Source organism: Spirillospora sp. NPDC049024 (genome assembly GCF_040649235.1).
Classification (GTDB): Bacteria; Actinomycetota; Actinomycetes; order Streptosporangiales; family Streptosporangiaceae; genus Spirillospora.
In genome coordinates, this window is record NZ_JBEZFD010000003.1 from 114,015 (window position 1) to 132,341 (window position 18,327).

At 72.1% G+C, this 18,327-nt stretch carries 12 protein-coding genes and 1 pseudogene; 7 read left to right on the forward strand and 6 right to left on the reverse strand.

Annotated features, from left to right (window positions below; all coding sequences use genetic code 11):
• Window positions 1–70 precede the first annotated feature (70 nt).
• The 3 genes from AB0C21_RS06095 to AB0C21_RS06105 all read left to right on the forward strand — a co-directional run bounded on the left by AB0C21_RS06095 (window position 71) and on the right by AB0C21_RS06105 (window position 4,940).
• Window positions 71–2,152: a protein kinase domain-containing protein gene (locus tag AB0C21_RS06095; protein WP_500202948.1), complete on the forward strand. Its 2,082-nt coding sequence runs from the start codon at window positions 71–73 to the stop codon at window positions 2,150–2,152.
• The gene (locus tag AB0C21_RS06100) at window positions 2,149–4,317 is read left to right on the forward strand and encodes a serine/threonine-protein kinase (protein ID WP_500202949.1); all 2,169 of its coding nucleotides are present in this window, start codon (window positions 2,149–2,151) and stop codon (window positions 4,315–4,317) included. Before AB0C21_RS06095 ends, AB0C21_RS06100 begins: the two co-directional genes overlap by 4 nt.
• 188 nt (window positions 4,318–4,505) lie before the next feature.
• The gene (locus AB0C21_RS06105; protein WP_500203313.1) at window positions 4,506–4,940 is read left to right on the forward strand and encodes a HAMP domain-containing protein; all 435 of its coding nucleotides are present in this window, start codon (window positions 4,506–4,508) and stop codon (window positions 4,938–4,940) included.
• Here the strand turns inward: AB0C21_RS06105 and AB0C21_RS06110 are convergent.
• From AB0C21_RS06110 to AB0C21_RS06130, 5 genes and pseudogenes are all read right to left on the reverse strand, one after another.
• A pseudogene (locus tag AB0C21_RS06110) lies at window positions 4,919–5,116 on the reverse strand (winged helix-turn-helix domain-containing protein); the annotation flags it as partial. The gene AB0C21_RS06105 and the pseudogene AB0C21_RS06110 overlap by 22 nt on opposite strands.
• A 223-nt stretch (window positions 5,117–5,339) precedes the next feature.
• On the reverse strand, window positions 5,340–6,965 hold the full coding sequence (locus tag AB0C21_RS06115; RefSeq protein ID WP_500202950.1) for a T6SS phospholipase effector Tle1-like catalytic domain-containing protein: 1,626 nt from the start codon (window positions 6,963–6,965) through the stop codon (window positions 5,340–5,342).
• Between the two features lie 20 nt (window positions 6,966–6,985).
• Window positions 6,986–8,695, reverse strand: a complete 1,710-nt coding sequence (locus AB0C21_RS06120; protein WP_500202951.1) for a thiamine pyrophosphate-binding protein — start codon at window positions 8,693–8,695, stop codon at window positions 6,986–6,988.
• Between the two features lie 54 nt (window positions 8,696–8,749).
• Window positions 8,750–10,147 (reverse strand): hypothetical protein, encoded by a 1,398-nt coding sequence (locus AB0C21_RS06125; protein WP_500202952.1) that lies wholly within the window; start codon window positions 10,145–10,147, stop codon window positions 8,750–8,752.
• Between the two features lie 13 nt (window positions 10,148–10,160).
• On the reverse strand, window positions 10,161–13,091 hold the full coding sequence (locus AB0C21_RS06130; RefSeq protein WP_500202953.1) for a peroxidase family protein: 2,931 nt from the start codon (window positions 13,089–13,091) through the stop codon (window positions 10,161–10,163).
• Between the two features lie 281 nt (window positions 13,092–13,372).
• Here AB0C21_RS06130 and AB0C21_RS06135 point away from each other — a divergent pair, with 281 nt between their 5' ends.
• On the forward strand, window positions 13,373–14,005 hold the full coding sequence (locus tag AB0C21_RS06135) for a hypothetical protein (RefSeq protein WP_500202954.1): 633 nt from the start codon (window positions 13,373–13,375) through the stop codon (window positions 14,003–14,005).
• Window positions 14,006–14,045: 40 nt separating this feature from the next.
• Here AB0C21_RS06135 and AB0C21_RS06140 read toward each other — a convergent pair whose 3' ends face one another.
• On the reverse strand, window positions 14,046–15,191 hold the full coding sequence (locus AB0C21_RS06140) for an FAD-dependent monooxygenase (RefSeq protein ID WP_500202955.1): 1,146 nt from the start codon (window positions 15,189–15,191) through the stop codon (window positions 14,046–14,048).
• Between the two features lie 72 nt (window positions 15,192–15,263).
• On the opposite strand from AB0C21_RS06140, the gene AB0C21_RS06145 reads away from it, so the two are divergent.
• From AB0C21_RS06145 to AB0C21_RS06155, 3 genes are all read left to right on the forward strand, one after another.
• Window positions 15,264–15,908 (forward strand): TetR/AcrR family transcriptional regulator, encoded by a 645-nt coding sequence (locus AB0C21_RS06145; RefSeq protein ID WP_500202957.1) that lies wholly within the window; start codon window positions 15,264–15,266, stop codon window positions 15,906–15,908.
• Window positions 15,909–16,076: 168 nt separating this feature from the next.
• Window positions 16,077–17,024: an NAD-dependent epimerase/dehydratase family protein gene (locus AB0C21_RS06150; RefSeq protein WP_500202958.1), complete on the forward strand. Its 948-nt coding sequence runs from the start codon at window positions 16,077–16,079 to the stop codon at window positions 17,022–17,024.
• Between the two features lie 23 nt (window positions 17,025–17,047).
• On the forward strand, window positions 17,048–18,283 hold the full coding sequence (locus AB0C21_RS06155; protein WP_500202959.1) for an alpha/beta hydrolase family protein: 1,236 nt from the start codon (window positions 17,048–17,050) through the stop codon (window positions 18,281–18,283).
• Window positions 18,284–18,327 lie beyond the last annotated feature (44 nt).

An 18,327-nucleotide genomic window follows, 5' to 3' on the forward strand; every position in this document is an offset into this window, starting at 1 on the left:
GTCGAGCGGACGTGCTCATGGAGATCCGATAGTCTTACAGACACTGTTGTTCTGTCGAGATGGGGGCGGGATGGGGCCACTCCAGCCGGGGGATCCCGCCGGCGTGGGGCGGTACCGGATCCTCGCCCGGCTCGGCGCGGGCGGGATGGGCGTCGTCTACCTCGCCCGGTCGCCGGGCGGTCGGCCGGCGGCCCTCAAGCTCATCCGGCCGGACTCCGCCGACGACCCGGGTTTCCGGGAGCGGTTCCGCCGCGAGATCGCCGCCGCGGGGAAGGTCAGCGGCCTGTACACGGCTCCCGTGCTGGACGCCGACGCCGACGCGCCGCAGCCCTGGTTCGCCGCCGCCTTCGTCCCCGCGCCCACGCTGAAGGAGGCCGTCGAGGACGGCGGGGCGCTGCCCGAACCGGCCGTCCGTGCTCTGGGCGCGGGGCTCGCCGAGGCGCTGCAGGCCGTCCACGGCGCGGGGCTGGTGCACCGCGACCTCAAGCCCGGCAACGTCCTGCTGGCCGAGGACGGTCCCAAGATCATCGACTTCGGGATCGCCAAGGTCGTCGACGCCACGCAGATCACCCGTACCGGCGGCATGATCGGCACGCTGGCGTATCTGGCGCCCGAGCAGATCGCCGGGGCCAAGGACGCGGGGCCCGGCGCGGACGTGTTCGCGCTGGGGGGCGTGCTGGTCTACGCGGCCACCGGGGCCCGGCCGTTCGGCGAGGGCGACCCGGGCGCGCTGCTCTACGAGATCATGTACGGCGAACCCCGTCTGGACGGACTGCCCGCGTCGCTGCGGAGCATCCTGGCCGCCTGCCTGGACAAGCGACCGGACCGGCGGCCTCCGCTCACGGACGTGCTCGCGGCGCTGACCCCCGCCGATCCTTCGGTGCTCATCTCCCCGGCGCTTCGCCGGGACCTGGCGGCCAGGGAGGCCGAGGCGAACCGGATCTCGTCCGGGCCCGTGGCCCTGCCGCCGCCGCTGCCGAGGATCGAGGAGACGGTCCCCCGCGGCCTGCGGCGACGGCGGGTGCTGGGGCTGGCCGCCGGGGCGGCGGTCGCCGTGACCGGTATCGGCGCGGGGACGGCGGGCTGGGCCCTGGCGGGCGGGAGGTCCAAGCCCGCCAAGCCCGCGCCGCGCGGGACCGCCATCGCCGCGGCGCCCGCGCCGGCGTGGACGTTCGTCCCGCCCGGGCCTGTCGGGTCCGACGAATCGCACCTGCTGGTCGCGGGCGGTGTCGTGCTGTGGGGCGGCGAAGACGCGGCGTACGGGGTGGACGCCGCGTCGGGGCGGCGGCTGTGGACGGCGGACGTCAGCATGTTCGCGGGCTGCGCGGTCCACGGGTCGACGTTCATCCTTCCGAACGGCGGTGGTCTCGACGGAAAGTCGACGATCACCCTGGTCGACGCGGCGTCGGGTGAGGCGACGCATCTGCCGATGCCCGACGACGCGTTTCCCCGCTCCGTCTTCGGGGTGGCCGACGGCGCGGCTCTGCTGCAGTCGGGGACGTACTCGGACGAGGACGTCCCCGTCGTGTGGGCCGTGGACCTCGCCCGCGGCAAGGCCCGGTGGCGGCTCCCCCTCGCCGACTCGGACGCCCACGGCGCGGTCGACCCGAACGGCCTGTACCTCAATGTGAAGCACACGCTCAGCGCCGTCGACCTCGCCACCGGCCGCAGGCGCTGGACCGTCGACTGGTCCAGGAACGGGCGTGAGTGGCTGACCCAGGGCATCGCGGTATCCGGCGGCAGGGTCTTCGGGAACTTCGCCGACACGCTCCAGGCGGTCGACACGGCAGGTGGGAGGAAGGTGTGGTCGCGGGCCGCCGGCGCGGAGTTCCCCTCCGTCCTGCTCGCGGCCGGCAAAGTGATCTTCAGGGGTGACGACCTGCACGCTCACGACCGCGCGACCGGGGCCCCCACGTGGACCCTGGCCGGTCCGGAGAAGTTCGTCACGGAGGCGGGGCGCGAGGCGGCGTCCGACGACGTCCTCGCGGTCGCGTTCGGGGGCGGCGTCTTCGCCGCCACGGCCTCCGGCCGGGGGCTGTGGGCGCACTGGGGCGACGTCCCCCGCGCCGGGAAGTGGGACGTCGCCGTGTCCGGCTCGTCGGTCTTCGCGACCGATCATGAGCGGCTGCTCTGCTTCCGGGCGGCCTCATGACGGCCCCGCCGGTGCCCGAGGACCCCGACCGCATCGGCAGGTACCGGGTGCTGCGGCGGCTGGGCGAGGGCGGCATGGGACGGGTGTACCTGGGCGCGTCCCCGGCCGGACGGGCGGTGGCGGTCAAGGTGGTGCGGCCGGAGCTCGCCGGGGACCCCGGGTTCCGGGCCAGGTTCCGGGCCGAGGTCGCGGCCGCCCAGCGGGTCAGCGGCGCGTTCACCAGCCCGGTGGTCGAGGCCGACCCGGACGGGCCCGTCCCGTGGCTGGCGACCGCGTACGTCAACGGCCTCAGCCTTAAGGAGACGGTCGAACGGTACGGGCCGATGCCCGAGCCGCTTCTGCGCACGCTCGGCGCGGGGCTGGGCGAGGCGCTGATCGCGATCCACGCGGCGGGGCTGCTGCACCGCGACCTCAAACCGGCCAACATCCTGCTGGCCAAGGACGGGCCCCGGGTCATCGACTTCGGCATCAGCAAGGCCGCCGACCACGACGCGTCCCACGGGCCCACGCGGGCGCTCACCTCCGAGGGGCAGATCATCGGCTCCCCCGGTTACATGTCCCCCGAGCAGATCCGCGGCGGGACGCTCACCGCGTCCGCCGACGTGTTCGCCTTCGGGGCCGTGCTGGCCTTCGCCGCCACCGGTCGTCCCCCGTTCGGCAGAGACGCGTTGGCCGCGATCATTCACCGGACCCTGCACGAGGCGCCCGATCTGAACGGCGTACCGGCGTCCCTGGAGCGGTTGGTGGCCGCCTGCCTGAGCCGCGACCCCGGCGAGCGCCCGCCCACCGAGCTGCTGCCGTCGCTTCTGGCGGCCGAGCCGGTGACGCCCGGGTGGCTCCCGGGCCCCCTCGGCGAGGAGCTGCGGCAGCGGGAGGACACGCTCCTCCTGGACATGCGGGAGCTCGCCAAGTCCCGCACCCGCCGCCGGCTGCTGCTCGGCGGCGCCGCCGCCGCGGGGCTCGCCGTCATCGGCGGCGGGACGGCCGCGGCGCTGGTCACGGCGAACGGCGGGGCCGGGCGGAGGCCCGGCCCGCCGAAGCCGCTCTGGCGGACGACGATCGGCGACCTCAGCGACCGGCGCTTCGCCGTCGAGGTCCTCTCCCGGACGGTCGTCCCCCACGACGAGGGACCGGTGTACCGCTGGCACTCGCTCGACACCGGGCGGCAGCTGTGGTCCAGCAGGTTCTCCGTCGCCGTCACCGGACCGAACATGATCTACGGGGTCCCGGACGAGGAGGACCGGCTGATCGCCATGGACGAGTCCCACCGGGTCAGGTGGAGCAGCGACGTGGCCGCCGGCGACGACTACCCCGATCTGCGGGGGCCGGACGACGGGAAACTCGTCATCACCGGCCGGGGCGAGACCGTCTTCGGCGTGGACGCCGCCACCGGCAGCCGGCTCTGGGCCTACGAGTGGCCCTCCGAGACCTCCCTCAGCTTCCTCTACGGCATCACGAACCACACCCTCGTCGCGATCGGCATCCCCCATGGGGCGGACAGCCTGCTCGTCGGGCTCGACACCGCGACGGGGGCGCTCCGCTGGGCCGATCCTGAGGGCGGCCTGACCTTCGTCCCCGAGGGCGGCGGGAACCTGATCTTCCGCAACCCGTCGGGCGTCAGGCTCGAGGCACTGGCCGCCGACACGGGCCGCAGTCTCTGGGCCGTCGAGCTTCCCAAGGCCGCGGCGACACCCCATGACGAGGCCCAGCTCTCACAGAACTTCACCGTGGCCGGCGGGACGGTCTACACCGGCAGCCCGACCTTGTACGCCCTGGACGCGTCCACCGGCCGGGAGCGGTGGACCTACACACCGGCCTCGCCCGGCGGGCAGGAACGAAGCCTCCTGGTCAGCGGGAAGTACGCCTACATCCTCGACAACCCGCGGCTCATCGCGCTCGACGCCCGCACGGGCCGCCGGGTCTGGTCCGTCAACACACCCGCGGCCCGCACCGCCCGGCTGGTCGCCGCCGGCGGCATGATCTGCACCGGGGTGGCGGGCGCCACGGGCGCGGGACTCTACGGCTGGGACGCCGAGACGGGGGAGCTCGTCTGGAACCACCCCGTTTCCACCTCCTCCCCGACGAGGCAATGGGCGCTCGCCACCCGCGACCGCACCCTCGTGGCAGCCCAGGACAAGACCCTCCTCGCCTTCCGCCTCCCCTGAGAGGGCCGCGGACGACGGTGAAGCCGATCGCCCAGGTCCGGCTGGAGAGCATCGCGGCGGCGAGCGCGAAGGGCCGAGCGCCGTACAGCGAAGGCATCCGGTTTGTGGCGGTCTTGAGGAATGCCATGCCGACGAAACAGGCACCGGTCGACAGGAACGCGACGATCGTCGCCCAGTGCCCCAGTTCCATGCTGCGTGTCCCCTCGCCATTGAGGTTCCGGGAGCGGGCACCGGGCCGGGGACCCGGTAACGGAGCCCCTGCCCTTGATCACGCCGCGGCGGCGGCGAGCTGGTACGTGAGCCGCCTGCTCACCCGGCCGCTGGCGCGCCTGGCAACCGCGGCGCGGGCGCTCGCCGCGGGCGACCGCTCGGCCCGCGCCGGTGCGAGCGCGCCCGGTGAGCTGGGTGAACTGGTCACGGCCTTCGACCGCATGGCCGACGAGCTGAACCGGGCCGAGCTCGGCAGGCGGCGGCTCGCCGCCGACGTCGCCCACGAGCTGCGCACACCCCTGGCGGGCGCCGTGGCGCGCGATGCGGTCGCCGCGCACGGCGGCACGGTCACCGCCTCGTCACCGGACGCGGGCGGCGCGACCTTCACCATCCGCCTGCCCGTGCGCCGGTGAGCCGCCCACACACGGTTGACCAGCTCGTACCGCGAGTGCGCCCGTCCCGGGACGGCCGCGAGCGCGGTGAGCAGGCTCCACTCGGTCGGAGTGAGGTCGAGCGCCGCGCCGTCCAGGGCGGCCTCGTGCCGCTCCTCGTCCAGCAGCAGCCGCCCGTCGCCGTAGCTCGCCGCCATCGGCGCGGCGGTGCCCCGGGCCGCGCGGTTCAGCACCGCCTGGACCCGCAGCACCACCTCGGTCGAGGTGAACGGCTTGGTCACGTAGTCGTCAACGCCCGACTCCAGGCCCCGGATGCGGGCTCGCTCCGGACGGGACGTTCGCCTCCTGCGGGCCCGGCGCCCGCACAGCGAGCACAATGATGCCGGTCACTAGCGTGCTCCGGCCGTTTCCCGGCCATGGCTATGGCGCACGCTCCGGCGCGAGCCCGGCGAGACTCACGGCGCGTTCGCCGCGGCCCGCGAGGACCATGGCCACCGTGAGACGCACACTCCCCCGGTTGTTGCCGCTGGACCCCCAGGCGTCGTTGGCGAACGTGTAGAGGTAGCCGCCCTTGCGCACCCGGCACCGCGTCCCCGCACCGATCGGTATGCGTTCATGGTCGGTGATCTCGCCCTTGACGCTCACCGCGTCGTTGGCGACGACTCCCACGAGCGACATCCACGGAAGGCTCACCTCGCGGCGTGCCCCGATCGAGTGGGCCGCCCGGTTCCCGGTCGCCGCACGGAAGAGCCGCTCGACCCCGCCGAGGAGGGTTCTCGCGAGGCGGAGGCGCTCGGTCAGCGGGTTGAAGCGGCGCAATCCGCCGGTGCCGGCGGGACTCGACACGATGCCGCCGTCCAGCCACGTGCCCTCGGCGGTGAAGTCGTATTCACCGGCCTCCAGATAGAGCCCGGTCTCGTTCCACGGCTCGCCGGCGAACACCTCGACGGTCTCCGGGCGCCCTGGGGTGAGAACTCTGGTGGGCCGGTAGGGACCCGTCGTGATGTGCGGCGTCCGCTGCCGGTCGTACACCGACCGGTGGACGTCCGGGTCACGCGTGCTCGGGTCGATCTTGGGAACCGCGCGCGGCCGCGGCTGAAGCGCGATCTCGAGCAGCGGCCGGAGTCTGAGGTCGGCCAAGGGCTGGGCGACCGCGATCATGCCGCGGTCGTCGTCGTGCAGAAGGTCGAGGGGATCGGGCCGGATCTGGTCCAGCATCGTCCTGCGGAAGCCGAGCGGGAGCTCACCGCCGCGGACCTCGTCGATCATCCACTGGAGCGCGCCGTCGCTCAGGCCCGTGCGAGGGTGGCCGCCGCCCACGTCCTTGTGGCTGCCCGGGAACCACACCTGCTTGACGTCCTGCCCGCTGGGGAACGGCTCGGCCCACAGTGTCGGGACGTAGGGGCCGCGGCGCTCGTCCATCGCCACCGCGTGCCGCGCGTGCCTGATGTACGGGTTGAGCTTCAGGTCGTGAAAGTCATGACCTCGGGACGGGTCGAGCAGGTTGAGCCAGCCGAGGTAGTCGGGGACGCCGAGCGAGCCGACGGTGTCCCACACTCCGACGAAGTGCACCGGGATCCGTTCCCGGTCGTCCGGGTCGTACTGGAAGGCCAGGCCGTGCCGCCATCGCCGGCCGGTACCGCGCCTCCGGTAGCCGTGATCGTAGATGTGCCGGATCCTCCCGCGGACCGCCGCCTCGTCCAGCGCGGTGGGGTCGATCAGCCCGCAGGCCGAGATCATGCCGGCGAGGCTGCGGGCCGTGTACGCGCCGCGGCTGAAGCCGAACAGCCAGATGCGGTCGTCCGGGCGGTATTCGCCGACCAGCCAGCGGTACGCCTCCAGCACGTTGTCCGACAGCCCCAGCCCGAACGCGCCTCCCAGCAGCCTGTTCCGCAACGTGCCCACACCCGGCTGATAGCAGGACAACTGCCGGTGGCCATCCTCGTCCGTGCGGTCGAGGGCGTTGTACAGCCGTCGCACGTTGGTGACGGAGTCCATCTCCGGCGTGTTCCATGTGCCGTCGCAGCACACGATGAGATGACGCATGCCGTCCTCCGTAAATGGCATCATCGGTCGCGGAAGCGTTTCTCGAAGAGCTCGACCATTCCGGCGATCACGCCGTCGGGCGAAGGGCTGTAATGCGGAACGGCCCACCGGGTGATGGCGGCGTCGATGACCGTGGGGCGGCCCGAGGCCAGCGCCGCGCTGAACGCGTCCTCGAACTCCTCCAGCGTCTCCACGCGGTAGCCGTCTGCGCCGCATGCCCGGGCGTACGCGGCGAAGTCCGGATTCTCGAATTCGACGAGCCCGGACTCGCCGTAGGTGGCGATCTGGAAGATCTTGATCAGCTTGAACTCCCGGTCGTCGAAGATGATCCAGATCACGGGGACGTCCTGTTCGACCGCGGTCATCAGCTCGAAGCCGGACAGCGAGTAGCAGCCGTCGCCGCAGCCGACGACGACGGTCCGGTCCGGCTGCGCCAGTTTCGCCCCGATGGCCCCGTTGACGTGCCCGGCCATCGGTCCGAACGAGCCGGCCTTGCGGAAGTTCTGGCCGTCCTCGAGCTCCACGTAGTAGCCGAGCCAGGCCAGGTGCGCGCCGGCGTCGGCGAGCAGGATCGCGCGCGGTGGCAGCATCCGGCCGATCGCCTGCGCGAGCTCCCCGGGATGGATCTTCCCGGTCAGGTGGACGATGTGCCGCGCCTCCCAGTCCCTGCCGTCGACTTCGGCGGCCGGCACCTCGCCCACCTTCTCCTCCAGGGCGTCGGTCAGGGCCGCCACCGCCGGCCGGGCGTCGGACAGGAGTTCGTGGTCGGGCCTGAACGCCTTGCGGAACTCGACGTCACTGATGTTCACGTGGATGAGCGTCTTGCCGTCGAACAGGTCCGGGCGGTAGTTGAACGTGGCGTGCTGGTTGAGGGAGTTGCCGATGCACAGCACGACGTCGGCCTCCCGGAACGCCTTCCAGGCGCTCGCGTGGCCGCTGTCGGCGAAGACGCCCACCGAGAGCGGGTGCCCCTCGGACACGATGCCCTTGCCGTCGAGCGTGGTCAGCAGCGGGATCTGGAACCGCTCGATGAGCCGCCTGACCTCCTGCCCCGCCCCGCTCCGCACGGCGCCGAACCCCACCAGCGCCACGATGCGCCTGCGGTCCGCGATCGCGTCCGCCAGGACGGTTGCGATCTCCTCCACGCGGGACGGGTCGGGAAGGACGGGCGCGACGTCGAGCCGGACGGGCCGGGTCTTCTCGACCTCCACCCCCCGTTCGGTCAGATCCTCGGGCACGTGGATGTGCACCGGACCCGGCCGCCCGGCGAACGCGGTGTTCACCGCTTCCTCGACCACGTCGCAGGTATCGGCGGCATCGGTGAGCAGGAACGACTTCTTGGTGGTGGCCGCGAACATGGCCTGCGAGTCCGGCGTCCCGTTCAGGCCGGAGGTCTCGTTGAGCGACCCCCATCCCTGCCAGTGCCGGGAGGCGTATCCCGAGACGGCGAGGACGGGGTAGGAGTCGGACAGCGCCACGGCCAGGCCGGAGAACAGGTTGAAGGCCCCGGGCCCGGCGGTGGCGAAGCAGAAGCCCAGCCTGCCGGTGTACATCGCGTACCCGCACGCCATGAAGGACGCGGCCTGCTCGTGCCGTGCGATGACCGGCCTGATCCGCTCCGAGTGCTTCAGCGCCAGCATGAGACCGGCGGCGTTCTCCCCGGCACCGCCGAAAGCGGCGCCGACGCCGATGTCCTCCAGGCATTCGACGATGGCCTCGTAGACCCGCATCGTCCCCGTCCCCCTTCCGTCAGCCGGCCGCGACCGCGGGCCGCCCGCGCCGGTTCACGCGGGCCGCCCGTCACCTGGCGTGCCGTGCCACCGCTCGGAATGCCGGGCGTGCGCGTCGGTCGTTCCGTTCCTGAAGAAGCGTTCGTAGTATTCGGCCTCGATATGGTGCGTCTGCAGCCATACGCCGGGCACGTAAACGGCATCAGCATGTGCGGGGAACCGCCCGTGCGTGTCGTATATGTACGTACAGACGTCGCGCGCGCAATCGATCACCCGCTGGTCGTACGCGCTCGCCTCGGCCAGGTACCGCTGCCCGTAGTCGCCCTTGTAGATGCGAGCGAAGAGGTCCTTGTCGGCGTAGACGCCGTCCGGTCCGAACTTCGCCGCGACGACGGCGTCGACCGCCTTCCGCATGGACGGGTAGTTGGGCGGGCAGGCGGCCTTGATGAGGTGCTCCCCGCCGACCCGCAGCCCGACCGGATGGGAGCGCGCCGAGGCGTATTTCGGCAGAGGTATGTGCCAGCGCAGGACGTCGGCCGGACGGAAGCGCGGCGTGACGAAGTCGAATCCCAGCATTCGGCCGTAGGCGCGGGAGAACTTCGGATCGCCCAGCGCGATGAGCGGGTGGAGCGTGGCGTGGATCCAGGCGCCGAGGCCCATCGCGTCCGAGACCAGCATCATGTTCTGCAGGAGCAGGTCGGCCTCGATCTGGGTGCGCATCGGCCCCAGAGCACCGAGCGTCAGTTTGATGTCGGGGTTCAGGAAACCGTTCCGCACCCATTTCCGCACGCCCGCCGGGCGGTAGAAATTGCGGTCGTCGAGGATGAGGGGCCTGGCCCCGTCCGGCTGGGTGAGCAGATACATCAGCGCGTTGATGTACTGGTGGGAGAGGTCGACGACCGGCAGGAAGACCGTGGTTCCCGGAATGTTGGACAGGAAGCGGTTGGAATCCAGATAGGCCGGGAAGTCGCGCTTGCCCTCTGCGACGTCCAGCCGGTGGTCCAGGACCTTCACCTTGGCCTCGCGCGCCCGCTCGACCAGCGCGGCGGCGTCGAACGGCCGGTCCGGGGCGGGCGGCAGCTTCCGCAGGTAGTAGGTGCCGGTGTCATTGATCATGAAGAAGTGGGTGCCCTGCGCGTTGTCGGGGCTGCCCGCCGTCCGCCCGGCCATGGTGAGGTTCGGCTTGGCCATGATCGACGTCCCGTCCCGCGGGTCCTCGAACAGGCGGTCCGGCATGGTCAGGCCGGAGCAGCCGGTGAGCGCGATCAGCACCGCCTCCTCCAGCTCCTCCAGCGGCATCGGCCGGTGCGGGGAGCGGTAGCTCATCGAACCGGCGGGGACGTCGGCGCCCCGGCTGACCCGGTGGGTCCGCCGCCTCCAGATGGTCTCCAGCACCGGCTGGGATCGGAGGGCCTCCAGGCCCCGGTGACCGGTCAGGTGATCCACGGACATGTCGCCCTCCCTTTCAGCCGTGCCGGACGCCGGGCGCGGACCCGTCCGCGGCGGCCCGCCGCCACGGCGCGAACGCGCTGGCGGTCCTGGGCAGGACGGCGGCCAGTTCGGGGCAGTGGCGCAGGATGACGCTCGTCATGCCGTTGCGTTCGATCCAGTCCATGCCGAGCGGCGTGTAGATCTCGGGCCGGAAGTCGACGGTGAGGAACCGGTCGCTCTGCAGCCGGCGGCTTGCCATGAGGATGAAGACGCGGAAGGCCGTGTCGCTGAAGCCGAAGCCCTCGGGCGGATTCTCGGCGAAGAGGCCGACCATGGTGTCGATCTCGTCGACGGTCCGGTACAGGTCCCGGAGCCGGGCCACCGTCTCCGGGTCGGTGCTCACTTCCTCGAAGCGCCGGACGCGGGGCTTGTGCAGGCCGGCCCGGAAGTCGTTGTAGCGGGGGACCCCGCGCCGGCGGGTGCGCACGAGGTCGACGACCGACAGGTCGATCACCTCGCCGTCCCGTTCGAACGCCTGCAGTGCGCGCGGGTAGTTGTACAGGGTGATGGCACCCGGGTTGGCGATGCCGAGCGAGTAGAGCGAGTCCGTCAGCCCGACGTCGCGCATGACACCCTCGGTGGCGCTGCCCTGGAGATCGGTGAAGCCCATGGTGCGGAGCGTCCGGCCGGATCCGTGCCCGGCCAGCTCGAAGTCGTCCGGGATCAGCGGATGCATCCGGTAGACGGTGACGAAGTCCTCGGTGAGCGAGTAGGGCGTGCCGTGGTGGTCCGGCAGCGTCTCGGGGATGCCGGTGAGCGCGTGCTCGTCGACCAGCCACAGCCCCAGCCGGGTCAGCCAGTTCCGCGGCGGGCCCGACCAGTTGGCCGTCAGCCCGATCTCGATCAGGTCGGTGGCGAGGATGGCCGGGGTCCACTCGATGGTGTGGATCTTGGCGATGAGGGCGGAGACGATGAGCCGCGCGGTGTGGTAGACGCTCTCCTCGTCCATGCGGGGGTATTCGCTCCGCAGGGCGTCGCACACGGTGTTGTGCTCGCGGGCGAAGAGGGTGTGCATGGCGCTGAGGCCGAGCCACCAGTTCTCCCTGAAGCCGGTGAGCGGGATGCCGTCCGCACCGCTCGGCAGATGGCCGTTCTCCAGGCGCAGGGCGGCGCCCCCGTCCGGCTCTCGGAGGGACCGCGCCATGGTCTCGTCGCCGCCGTAGACCTCCGAGCCGTCCCACCAGTGGGAGGCGGTGTTGGAGAACAGGATCGGCGGGTGCCCGCCCGCCGGTCCGCCGGGCTGGACGCCCTCGTTGTCCGCGAAGCGCATCACGTTCTCCGCCTCTCCGCCCGGGGTGTTGCGCCATGTCATGCCGGGCGGCAGCGGCACCTCGACGCTCTTCGTCCCGGTCGCGTACCGCTTGTGCGCGACCCAGTCGTGCACCTGGAACTGGATCCACGCGGCGGCGATGATGTTCAGCGACCGTGCCGGGATGAAGGACCTGCGGTGGAGCAGTTCCCTGCTGACGGCCACCGGGTTGGGCTCGTCGAAGAGATGCGGCTGGTAGACGGGGGCGAGGTTGCGGCCGAAGGGTGAGCCGACGGCGCCCATCGTCGGCGCCGACAGGTCGTTGCAGCTGCCGTCGTAGCTGCGCCTGACCCGCATTCGCTCATCGACGGGCGGGGGCACGGGGTGAGCGTCCGGAGGGGCCTCGCGGGCCTCGACGTCGATGAGGTTGCGGCGGCGCAACTCCTGCCGGACGGCTTCGAGGTTGAGGAGGCCCGCCGGCGTGGGCAGCCTGTGCCAGGGAACGCGCCTGTTGAGCACGCGGAAGCCGGCCTGGAGGAGCCCCGCGGCGACGGCGTTGCGCTTCGGGGTCGGCGTGCTGAACCGAAGCCCCCGGCGATGGGCGCTGGACGCCTCGTACACGGCCTTGCGGGCACGGTTCATGTTGCCGAGCGGCCGGAACTCGTCCGTGGTGTTCCAGGGGTCGAACGCGAGCTCGTCGACCCGGGCCGCGATGGTGCGCGCGTCCGCGGTGTCGAGGTCCTGCCTCGGGATCGTCAGCGTCCCCACCACGACGGGCGGAGCGTCTTCGTCCGCCCAGTCGGCGGCGCCGTCCTCGATGGGCGTCCGCCGGGGGTCCACGTAACGCTGCACGGCCAGTTCGAAGCTGATGTCCGCCCCGGCCAGCCGTGCCGAGATCTCGCGCGTCAGGTAGTCGGGATCGGTCTGCGACGGTGGAGGCGCCGGCGCCGCTCCCGCGGAGGGCCGGAGCCGGTAGCGCACCGGTCCGGCGTCGCCCCACAGGATCGCACCGCGGCTCCAGTACGTCTCCATCGCGAGGCTCCGCACCCTGTGCCGGACGCCCGCGGTCACGTTCCGCCGCATGCGCGTGGCGGTGGACCATCCCACCGCCACGGGCAACTTCACGAACAGCGCCACGCCCTTGCGCAGACGGGTGTCCGCGCCCGCCATCGCCTGCGCGAACGCGACGAACTCGCGCGCGTTCCGCGCGTGCGAGACCGGGTAGTTCGTCATGAGGAGGTCATGGGCCTCGTCGGGGCCCGCCTGGATCCGCAGTGCCGCACCGCGCAGGTCCGGCGCGAAGTCCGGTCGCCGCGCGCCGCCCGCGTTGGACAGCCGGACGACGACCGGGTAGGAGGCGCCGGGCCGCGCGAAGCCGGCGCACAGGTCGTCGGGAAGATCGGGACGGAACGTCAGCCTGGCGTTCTCGACACCGAGGATCGCCTTGGCGTGGAAGGCGCGCTCGATCCCCGCCGCGCCGCCGCGCTTCTTGATCTTCAACTGGACCCGCATGATGTCGCGGGCGAGCTTCTCGAAGAGCACCCGCTCGACCTCGGGGCCGCCTCCCACGTAGCGCTCGTACCCGCCCGCCGGAGGAGCCTTTCCCACAGTGCGCTCGTGCCGCTCGGTCTCGTACATCCGCCCGCCGCCGATCATCTCATCGAGCCGAATTTTCCCCTTTTCGTCAACGCCGATCCTCACATGCGGCGAAACGGATTCGAATAACACTACGGCAAGATCCTGGAAATCATCCTTTAAATACACATTTAAACTAAAGACCTCCACCGCATTACCCAAAGACCGGCATACGCCAGCAACTGCGCACGGGGTTCGACGGCGCCGGAACGCCCGCGCACACGAACCCGTCGGTCGGCGGAACTGCGGGCAGCCGCCGTACGTCCCCACTGGGAGACTCCTGATGACCTGGAGTGGAATGCATGGCAAAAGACCGGATATCTCTCGGCCTCGCACTCTTCGGGCTGGCCGGGCTCTGTGCCCTGGTGGCCTGGTTCTGGTGGCCGGATCTGTTGGGGAAACTGGCGCTGTGGTTCGGCGCGGCGTCCTTCACCTGGAAGGGCTTCCGCGCCTTGCTGGGTAAGGCCAGTCCCTCGCGGGTACCGGCCGCTGCCCAGCCGGACCCGCCTGCTCGGCCTGCGCTCGGCACTCCGGGCCCCGACGAATCCCTGCGTTCGCAGGGGCTGCCCGAGGCCCCTTCGCCTCCGTCCGCTCCCCGGGACGGCGGGATGCGGTACCCCGACGCGTCCCCGCCCTCCGCGCATGCGGATCACGCAGTCAGACAGGCGGTGCGGGGCGCCGCCGAAGACACCCTGCACAGCATGCGGCGGTTCGGGGCCGTGCTCGCCTTGGTCCTCTTGGTGCCAATGACGCTGGCCATGGCCATCGGAGGGATCGTCCTGCTCAGCAAAGGCGACGTGCCGATGGCCGGTGTCATGTGCGCGGTGGCCGGCTTCCTGGTGTGGTACTGCTGCGGACCGCTGCGGCGCTTCTGGAAGTCAGGTGAGACCGAGGTGGATGACTTGAACGCTGTTGTCGACGGTTCGGACGAGTGACGCCGGCCATTCGCCGTCGCCGCGCCGAGCGGCACTCCGTTCAACTGGTGGGACGCCAGTCCAGGACGGGGGCGAGGGAGCGGAGCATCGCGCTCGGTGGGGTCAGGCCCATGACCCGGTTGCGCAGGGCGACCGCGGGGCGGCGGCTCCATTGGGCGACGGCGCCGACGCGGCGCGAGCGTCGGGCGATCATCTGGCTGCGCGGGCGGCGTTCCCGGTCGTAGGCGTCCAGCGCGGCCTCGACCGTCGGGTGGCGGTCCAGGAGGGCCGCGAGTGTGACGGCGTCCTCGAGTGCCTGGCAGGCGCCCTGTCCGAGGTTGGGGGTCATCGCGTGGGCGGCGTCGCCGAGCAGGGCGGTCCGGCCGGAGACGAAGGTCTTCAAGGGTGGCAGTTCGTACAGATCGTTTCGCATCACGGCGTCCTCGTCGGCCCGGTCCAGCAGCGCCGGGATCGGATCGTGCCAGCCCGCGAAGCGGCGCCGCAGTTCGGCCAGCTCCCCGTCCGGGCTGCGCTCGCCCGCCGGCGTGCCGGCGACGCCGAACATGTAGATCCGCCCGTCGGGCAGCGGGGCCAGCCCCATCCGTTCGCCGCGGCCCCAGCTCTCGCCGCCCGCGCGCAGCCGTGCGCCGGGGTCGACGAGCAGCCGCCAGGCGGTGTAGCCGGCGTAGCGCGGTTCGGGGGCCTGCGGCCACAGTGAACGGCGGACGGCGCTGCGGATGCCGTCGGCTCCGACGACCAGGTCGGCGCGGGCGACGCCGGTGTCGTGCGCGACCTCGACGTGCCGCCCGGCGGCCCGTACTCCCTTGACCGTGACCCCGGTTCGCAGGGCGGCGCCGGACGCCGCTTCGTGCAGGAGCGCCAGGAGGTCGGCGCGGTGGATCATGACGAGCGGGCCGTAGCGGCGGGTCATCTCCTCGGTGTCGGTGCGCGACAGCCACTTGCCCGACGAATCGCGGATGCCCGCCTGCGTCTCGCTCATGGCCCGCGTCCTGACCTGCTCACCGACGCCGAGCGCGGCCAGGGCGCGCACGCCGTTGGACCACACCGACAACCCGGCGCCGACCTCGCGGAACTCAGGCGCCCGCTCCAGGATTTCGACGCGCCAACCCCGGCCGGTCAGGGCGACGGCCGCCGCCAGCCCGCCGATGCCGCCGCCGACGACGATCGCCGTGCGCTGCTCACCCATCGCCTACCCCTCTCTCTACACCTGTAGCGGACATCAGCTACTCTACATTTGTAGAGAGAAAAGGGAGAGACAGTGTCGGAGAACACATCGCCCCCCTCCAGGCGCGAGGAGCTCGCGGACGCGGCCATCACGACCCTGGCCGAGGCCGGCATGCGGGGCCTCACCCACCGGGCGGTCGACAAGGCGGCGGGCCTGCCCGAAGGCTCCTGCTCCTACTACTTCAGAACCCGTCAGGCGCTGCTGCAGGCGGCGGTCGAGCGGCTCGAACAGGTGGACACCGCCGAGCTCACCGCCCGGCCCGCACTGTCAGGCGCGGACGCGCCGGGGCACGAAGGGGTGGCCGAGGCGGCGGCCCACCTGGTCGAGCACTGGACCACGGCCGGACGCGAGCGGATGCTGGCCCGCTACGAACTCGCCCTGGAGGCCACCCGCAGGCCCGAGCTCCGCACCGTGCTCGTCAGGGCGGGAGCACGGTCCCGACAGCTGGCCGAAGCGATGCTCACCGCCATCGGCGCCCCCGCCCCGGCACTCCAGGCCCCGCTGCTGGTGGCCTACCTCGACGGCCTGATCTTCGACCATCTCGCCGGCGCGGGCGCCCTGGCCCTCACCCACGCCGAACTCAAAGCCGCACTCCTCGACCTCCTGCACGCCTTCACCGCGCCCGGCCCGTCCGGCTCAACCGCCGCCACCGGGCGCGCGGAACGCGGCGCAGGATGATCCGCCGGCGACCGGTGGGCGCCGGCACCGGCACGGTGGTCGCCCGCCTTGCGGCCCCCGCCTGTGATCGGGATCACTCTCTCGACTGTCACGCCGAGGCGGGCCGGCCCGTCTGTTCGCCGTGAGTACGGCAGCCCGGCGTCCGCCGGGACGGACGAGGGAGTGATCATGCGAGTTCTCATCGCGGGAGCCACCGGGGTGATCGGCAGCCGGTTGGTTCCGCTGCTGACCGCCGTGGGGCACGAGGTGCTGGGTCTGGCCCGGCCGGGAGGCGACACCGCCGCCCTGGAGGCGGCGGGTGCACGGGTGGTGGCCGCCGATGCGCTGGACCGGGACCGGATGCGGCGGGCGGTCCGGCGAGCGGCGCCGGAGGCGGTGGTGAACCTGCTCACCGCGATCCCGGCCGAGATCGATCCCAGGCACCTGGCGCGTGACTTCGGCCCCACCAACCGGCTGCGCATCGAGGGCACCCGGAACCTGATCGAGGCGGCTCCCGGAGCCCGGATCATCAGCCAGGGGCTGGCCTACGGCTACCAGCCCGGCGAGGGCCCGGCCGACGAGGACGCCCCGCTGTGGCGGACGGGCACTCCCAAGCAGTTCGTGCCGGTACTGGATGCGCTGGACGAGCTGGAACTCCAGACCACTCGGGCGGACGGGCTGGTGCTGCGGCTGGGACACCTGTACGGGCCCGGCTCCATCTACGCCGCGGACGGATCGTTCGTCCGGCAGGTGCGGGCCGGGAAGGTACCGCTGGTCGGCGGCGGGAACGCGGTGTTCTCCTTCATCCACGCCGACGACGCGGCGACCGCCGTGGCCGCCGCGCTGGACAAGCCCGAGGTCGCCGGCGTGCTGAACATCGTCGACGACCAGCCCGTGCCGTTGCGCCGATGGCTGCCCGAGCTGGCCGCCGTCCTCGGCGCCCCGGCACCGAAGAAGGCGCCCGCCGCCCTGGCCCGGCCGGCGGTCGGGACCTGGGGCGTGGCGTTCATGAACCGGCTGCGCGGCGCCGCCAACACCCGGGCCCGGCTGCGCCTGGACTGGCGTCCTCGTCATCCGTCGGTGACCGAGGGGTTCGCCGCCGAACTCGGCGGCGGTACGGCCCGGACATCCGCATGAACATCGCCCCAAGGACACATGTGATGAAGGCTCTGCTGAAAACGCTGCTCATCCCCCTGGCCGCCGTCGCATCGGCGACCGCCATCATCAACCCGGTCCACGCCGACGTGGTCTGCGACGACTGGTGCCAGGCCGCCTGGGCGCAGCAGCGCGCCAACGCCCTACCTCGAACCGCCTTCTACGACGTGCCCAGCCCGCTGCCGCAGGCACCGGCCGGAACCATCATCCGGCGACAGGTCACAACCGGCTACACCGTGCCCGCCGGGACCCGCGCCACCCGTCTGCTGTACCACTCTCGTACCTCCAGAGGCCGGGACGTCGCCGCGGCCGCCGTCGTGCTGACCCCGTCCGGCACTTCCCCGCAAGGCGGCTGGCCGGTCGTTCTGGACGCCCACGGCGCCAGCGGTATTGCCCGAGACTGCGCCCCGTCCTTGATGAGGGACCTCTACCACGGCGACCAGATGGCGCGTTTCCTGGCGCGGGGCTATGCCGTCGTCGCACCCGACTATGCCGGGCTGGGAACCGACGGTGCCCACGCACTCGGCGACAAGACCGCCGCCGCCAACGACGTCGTGTACGCACTGCGAGCCGCCCGCGCCGCCGTACCGGCACTTTCACACAGCTGGGTTCTGTGGGGGCACTCCCAGGGCGGCGCCGCCGCGCTCGCCGTCGCCGAACGCCAGATGTGGCGCCCCGTGGGGGGCTACCGCGGCGCGGTGGTGACCTCACCCGCCGCGAACCTGAGTGAGATCGCCGGACATGCCGCCGCTCAGCCGGGCCTGGGCGGCTTCATCGCCCTGATCGCCTCCGGCGCGTCCGTGAGCGATCCCATGATCCAACCCCGGCGGCTGCTCACCGCCGAGGCGCTCGATCGCCTCGAGGCCACCCGTTCCGGCTGCCTGGGCGTAGTGAGCGCCGTCTTCCGCGACTTGACCGGGCCGGAGCTCGTGCGTCCCGGCGCGTTGACCGAGCCGCGGTTCGCCCGCTTCCTGAGGGCCAACAGCACCGGCACCCGGCGCGTGGCCGGGCCGATCCTGCTGCTGCAAGGCCAAGCCGACAGCGTTGTACCCGCATGGATGACCGACGACGTCGCCGCGGCGCTCCGCCATACCGGCTCCAGGGTCGACTACCGCACCTACCCCGGGCTGGAGCACGACACCTACCCCGGTCAGACCGTCGGTATCGACGACGGCGCCATGCCCGACATCCTCACCTGGATCGCCGGCCGATTCGCCGGCGGAACGGGCGCGTCGCGGTGACCGTCGCGGCGGCTCCATCGCCGGCCCGTGAAAGCCCTCGACGG

Bases quoted from the DNA above. Each gene is read 5' to 3' on its own strand.
- AB0C21_RS06095 (WP_500202948.1), top strand. From the start codon at position 71: ATGGGGCCACTCCAGCCGGGGGATCCCGCCGGCGTGGGGCGGTACCGG.
- AB0C21_RS06100 (WP_500202949.1), top strand. From the start codon at position 2,149: ATGACGGCCCCGCCGGTGCCCGAGGACCCCGACCGCATCGGCAGGTAC.
- AB0C21_RS06105 (WP_500203313.1), top strand. From the start codon at position 4,506: ATGCTGCGTGTCCCCTCGCCATTGAGGTTCCGGGAGCGGGCACCGGGC.
- AB0C21_RS06115 (WP_500202950.1), bottom strand. From the start codon at position 6,965: ATGCGTCATCTCATCGTGTGCTGCGACGGCACATGGAACACGCCGGAG.
- AB0C21_RS06120 (WP_500202951.1), bottom strand. From the start codon at position 8,695: ATGCGGGTCTACGAGGCCATCGTCGAATGCCTGGAGGACATCGGCGTC.
- AB0C21_RS06125 (WP_500202952.1), bottom strand. From the start codon at position 10,147: ATGTCCGTGGATCACCTGACCGGTCACCGGGGCCTGGAGGCCCTCCGA.
- AB0C21_RS06130 (WP_500202953.1), bottom strand. From the start codon at position 13,091: ATGATCGGCGGCGGGCGGATGTACGAGACCGAGCGGCACGAGCGCACT.
- AB0C21_RS06135 (WP_500202954.1), top strand. From the start codon at position 13,373: ATGGCAAAAGACCGGATATCTCTCGGCCTCGCACTCTTCGGGCTGGCC.
- AB0C21_RS06140 (WP_500202955.1), bottom strand. From the start codon at position 15,191: ATGGGTGAGCAGCGCACGGCGATCGTCGTCGGCGGCGGCATCGGCGGG.
- AB0C21_RS06150 (WP_500202958.1), top strand. From the start codon at position 16,077: ATGCGAGTTCTCATCGCGGGAGCCACCGGGGTGATCGGCAGCCGGTTG.
- AB0C21_RS06155 (WP_500202959.1), top strand. From the start codon at position 17,048: ATGAAGGCTCTGCTGAAAACGCTGCTCATCCCCCTGGCCGCCGTCGCA.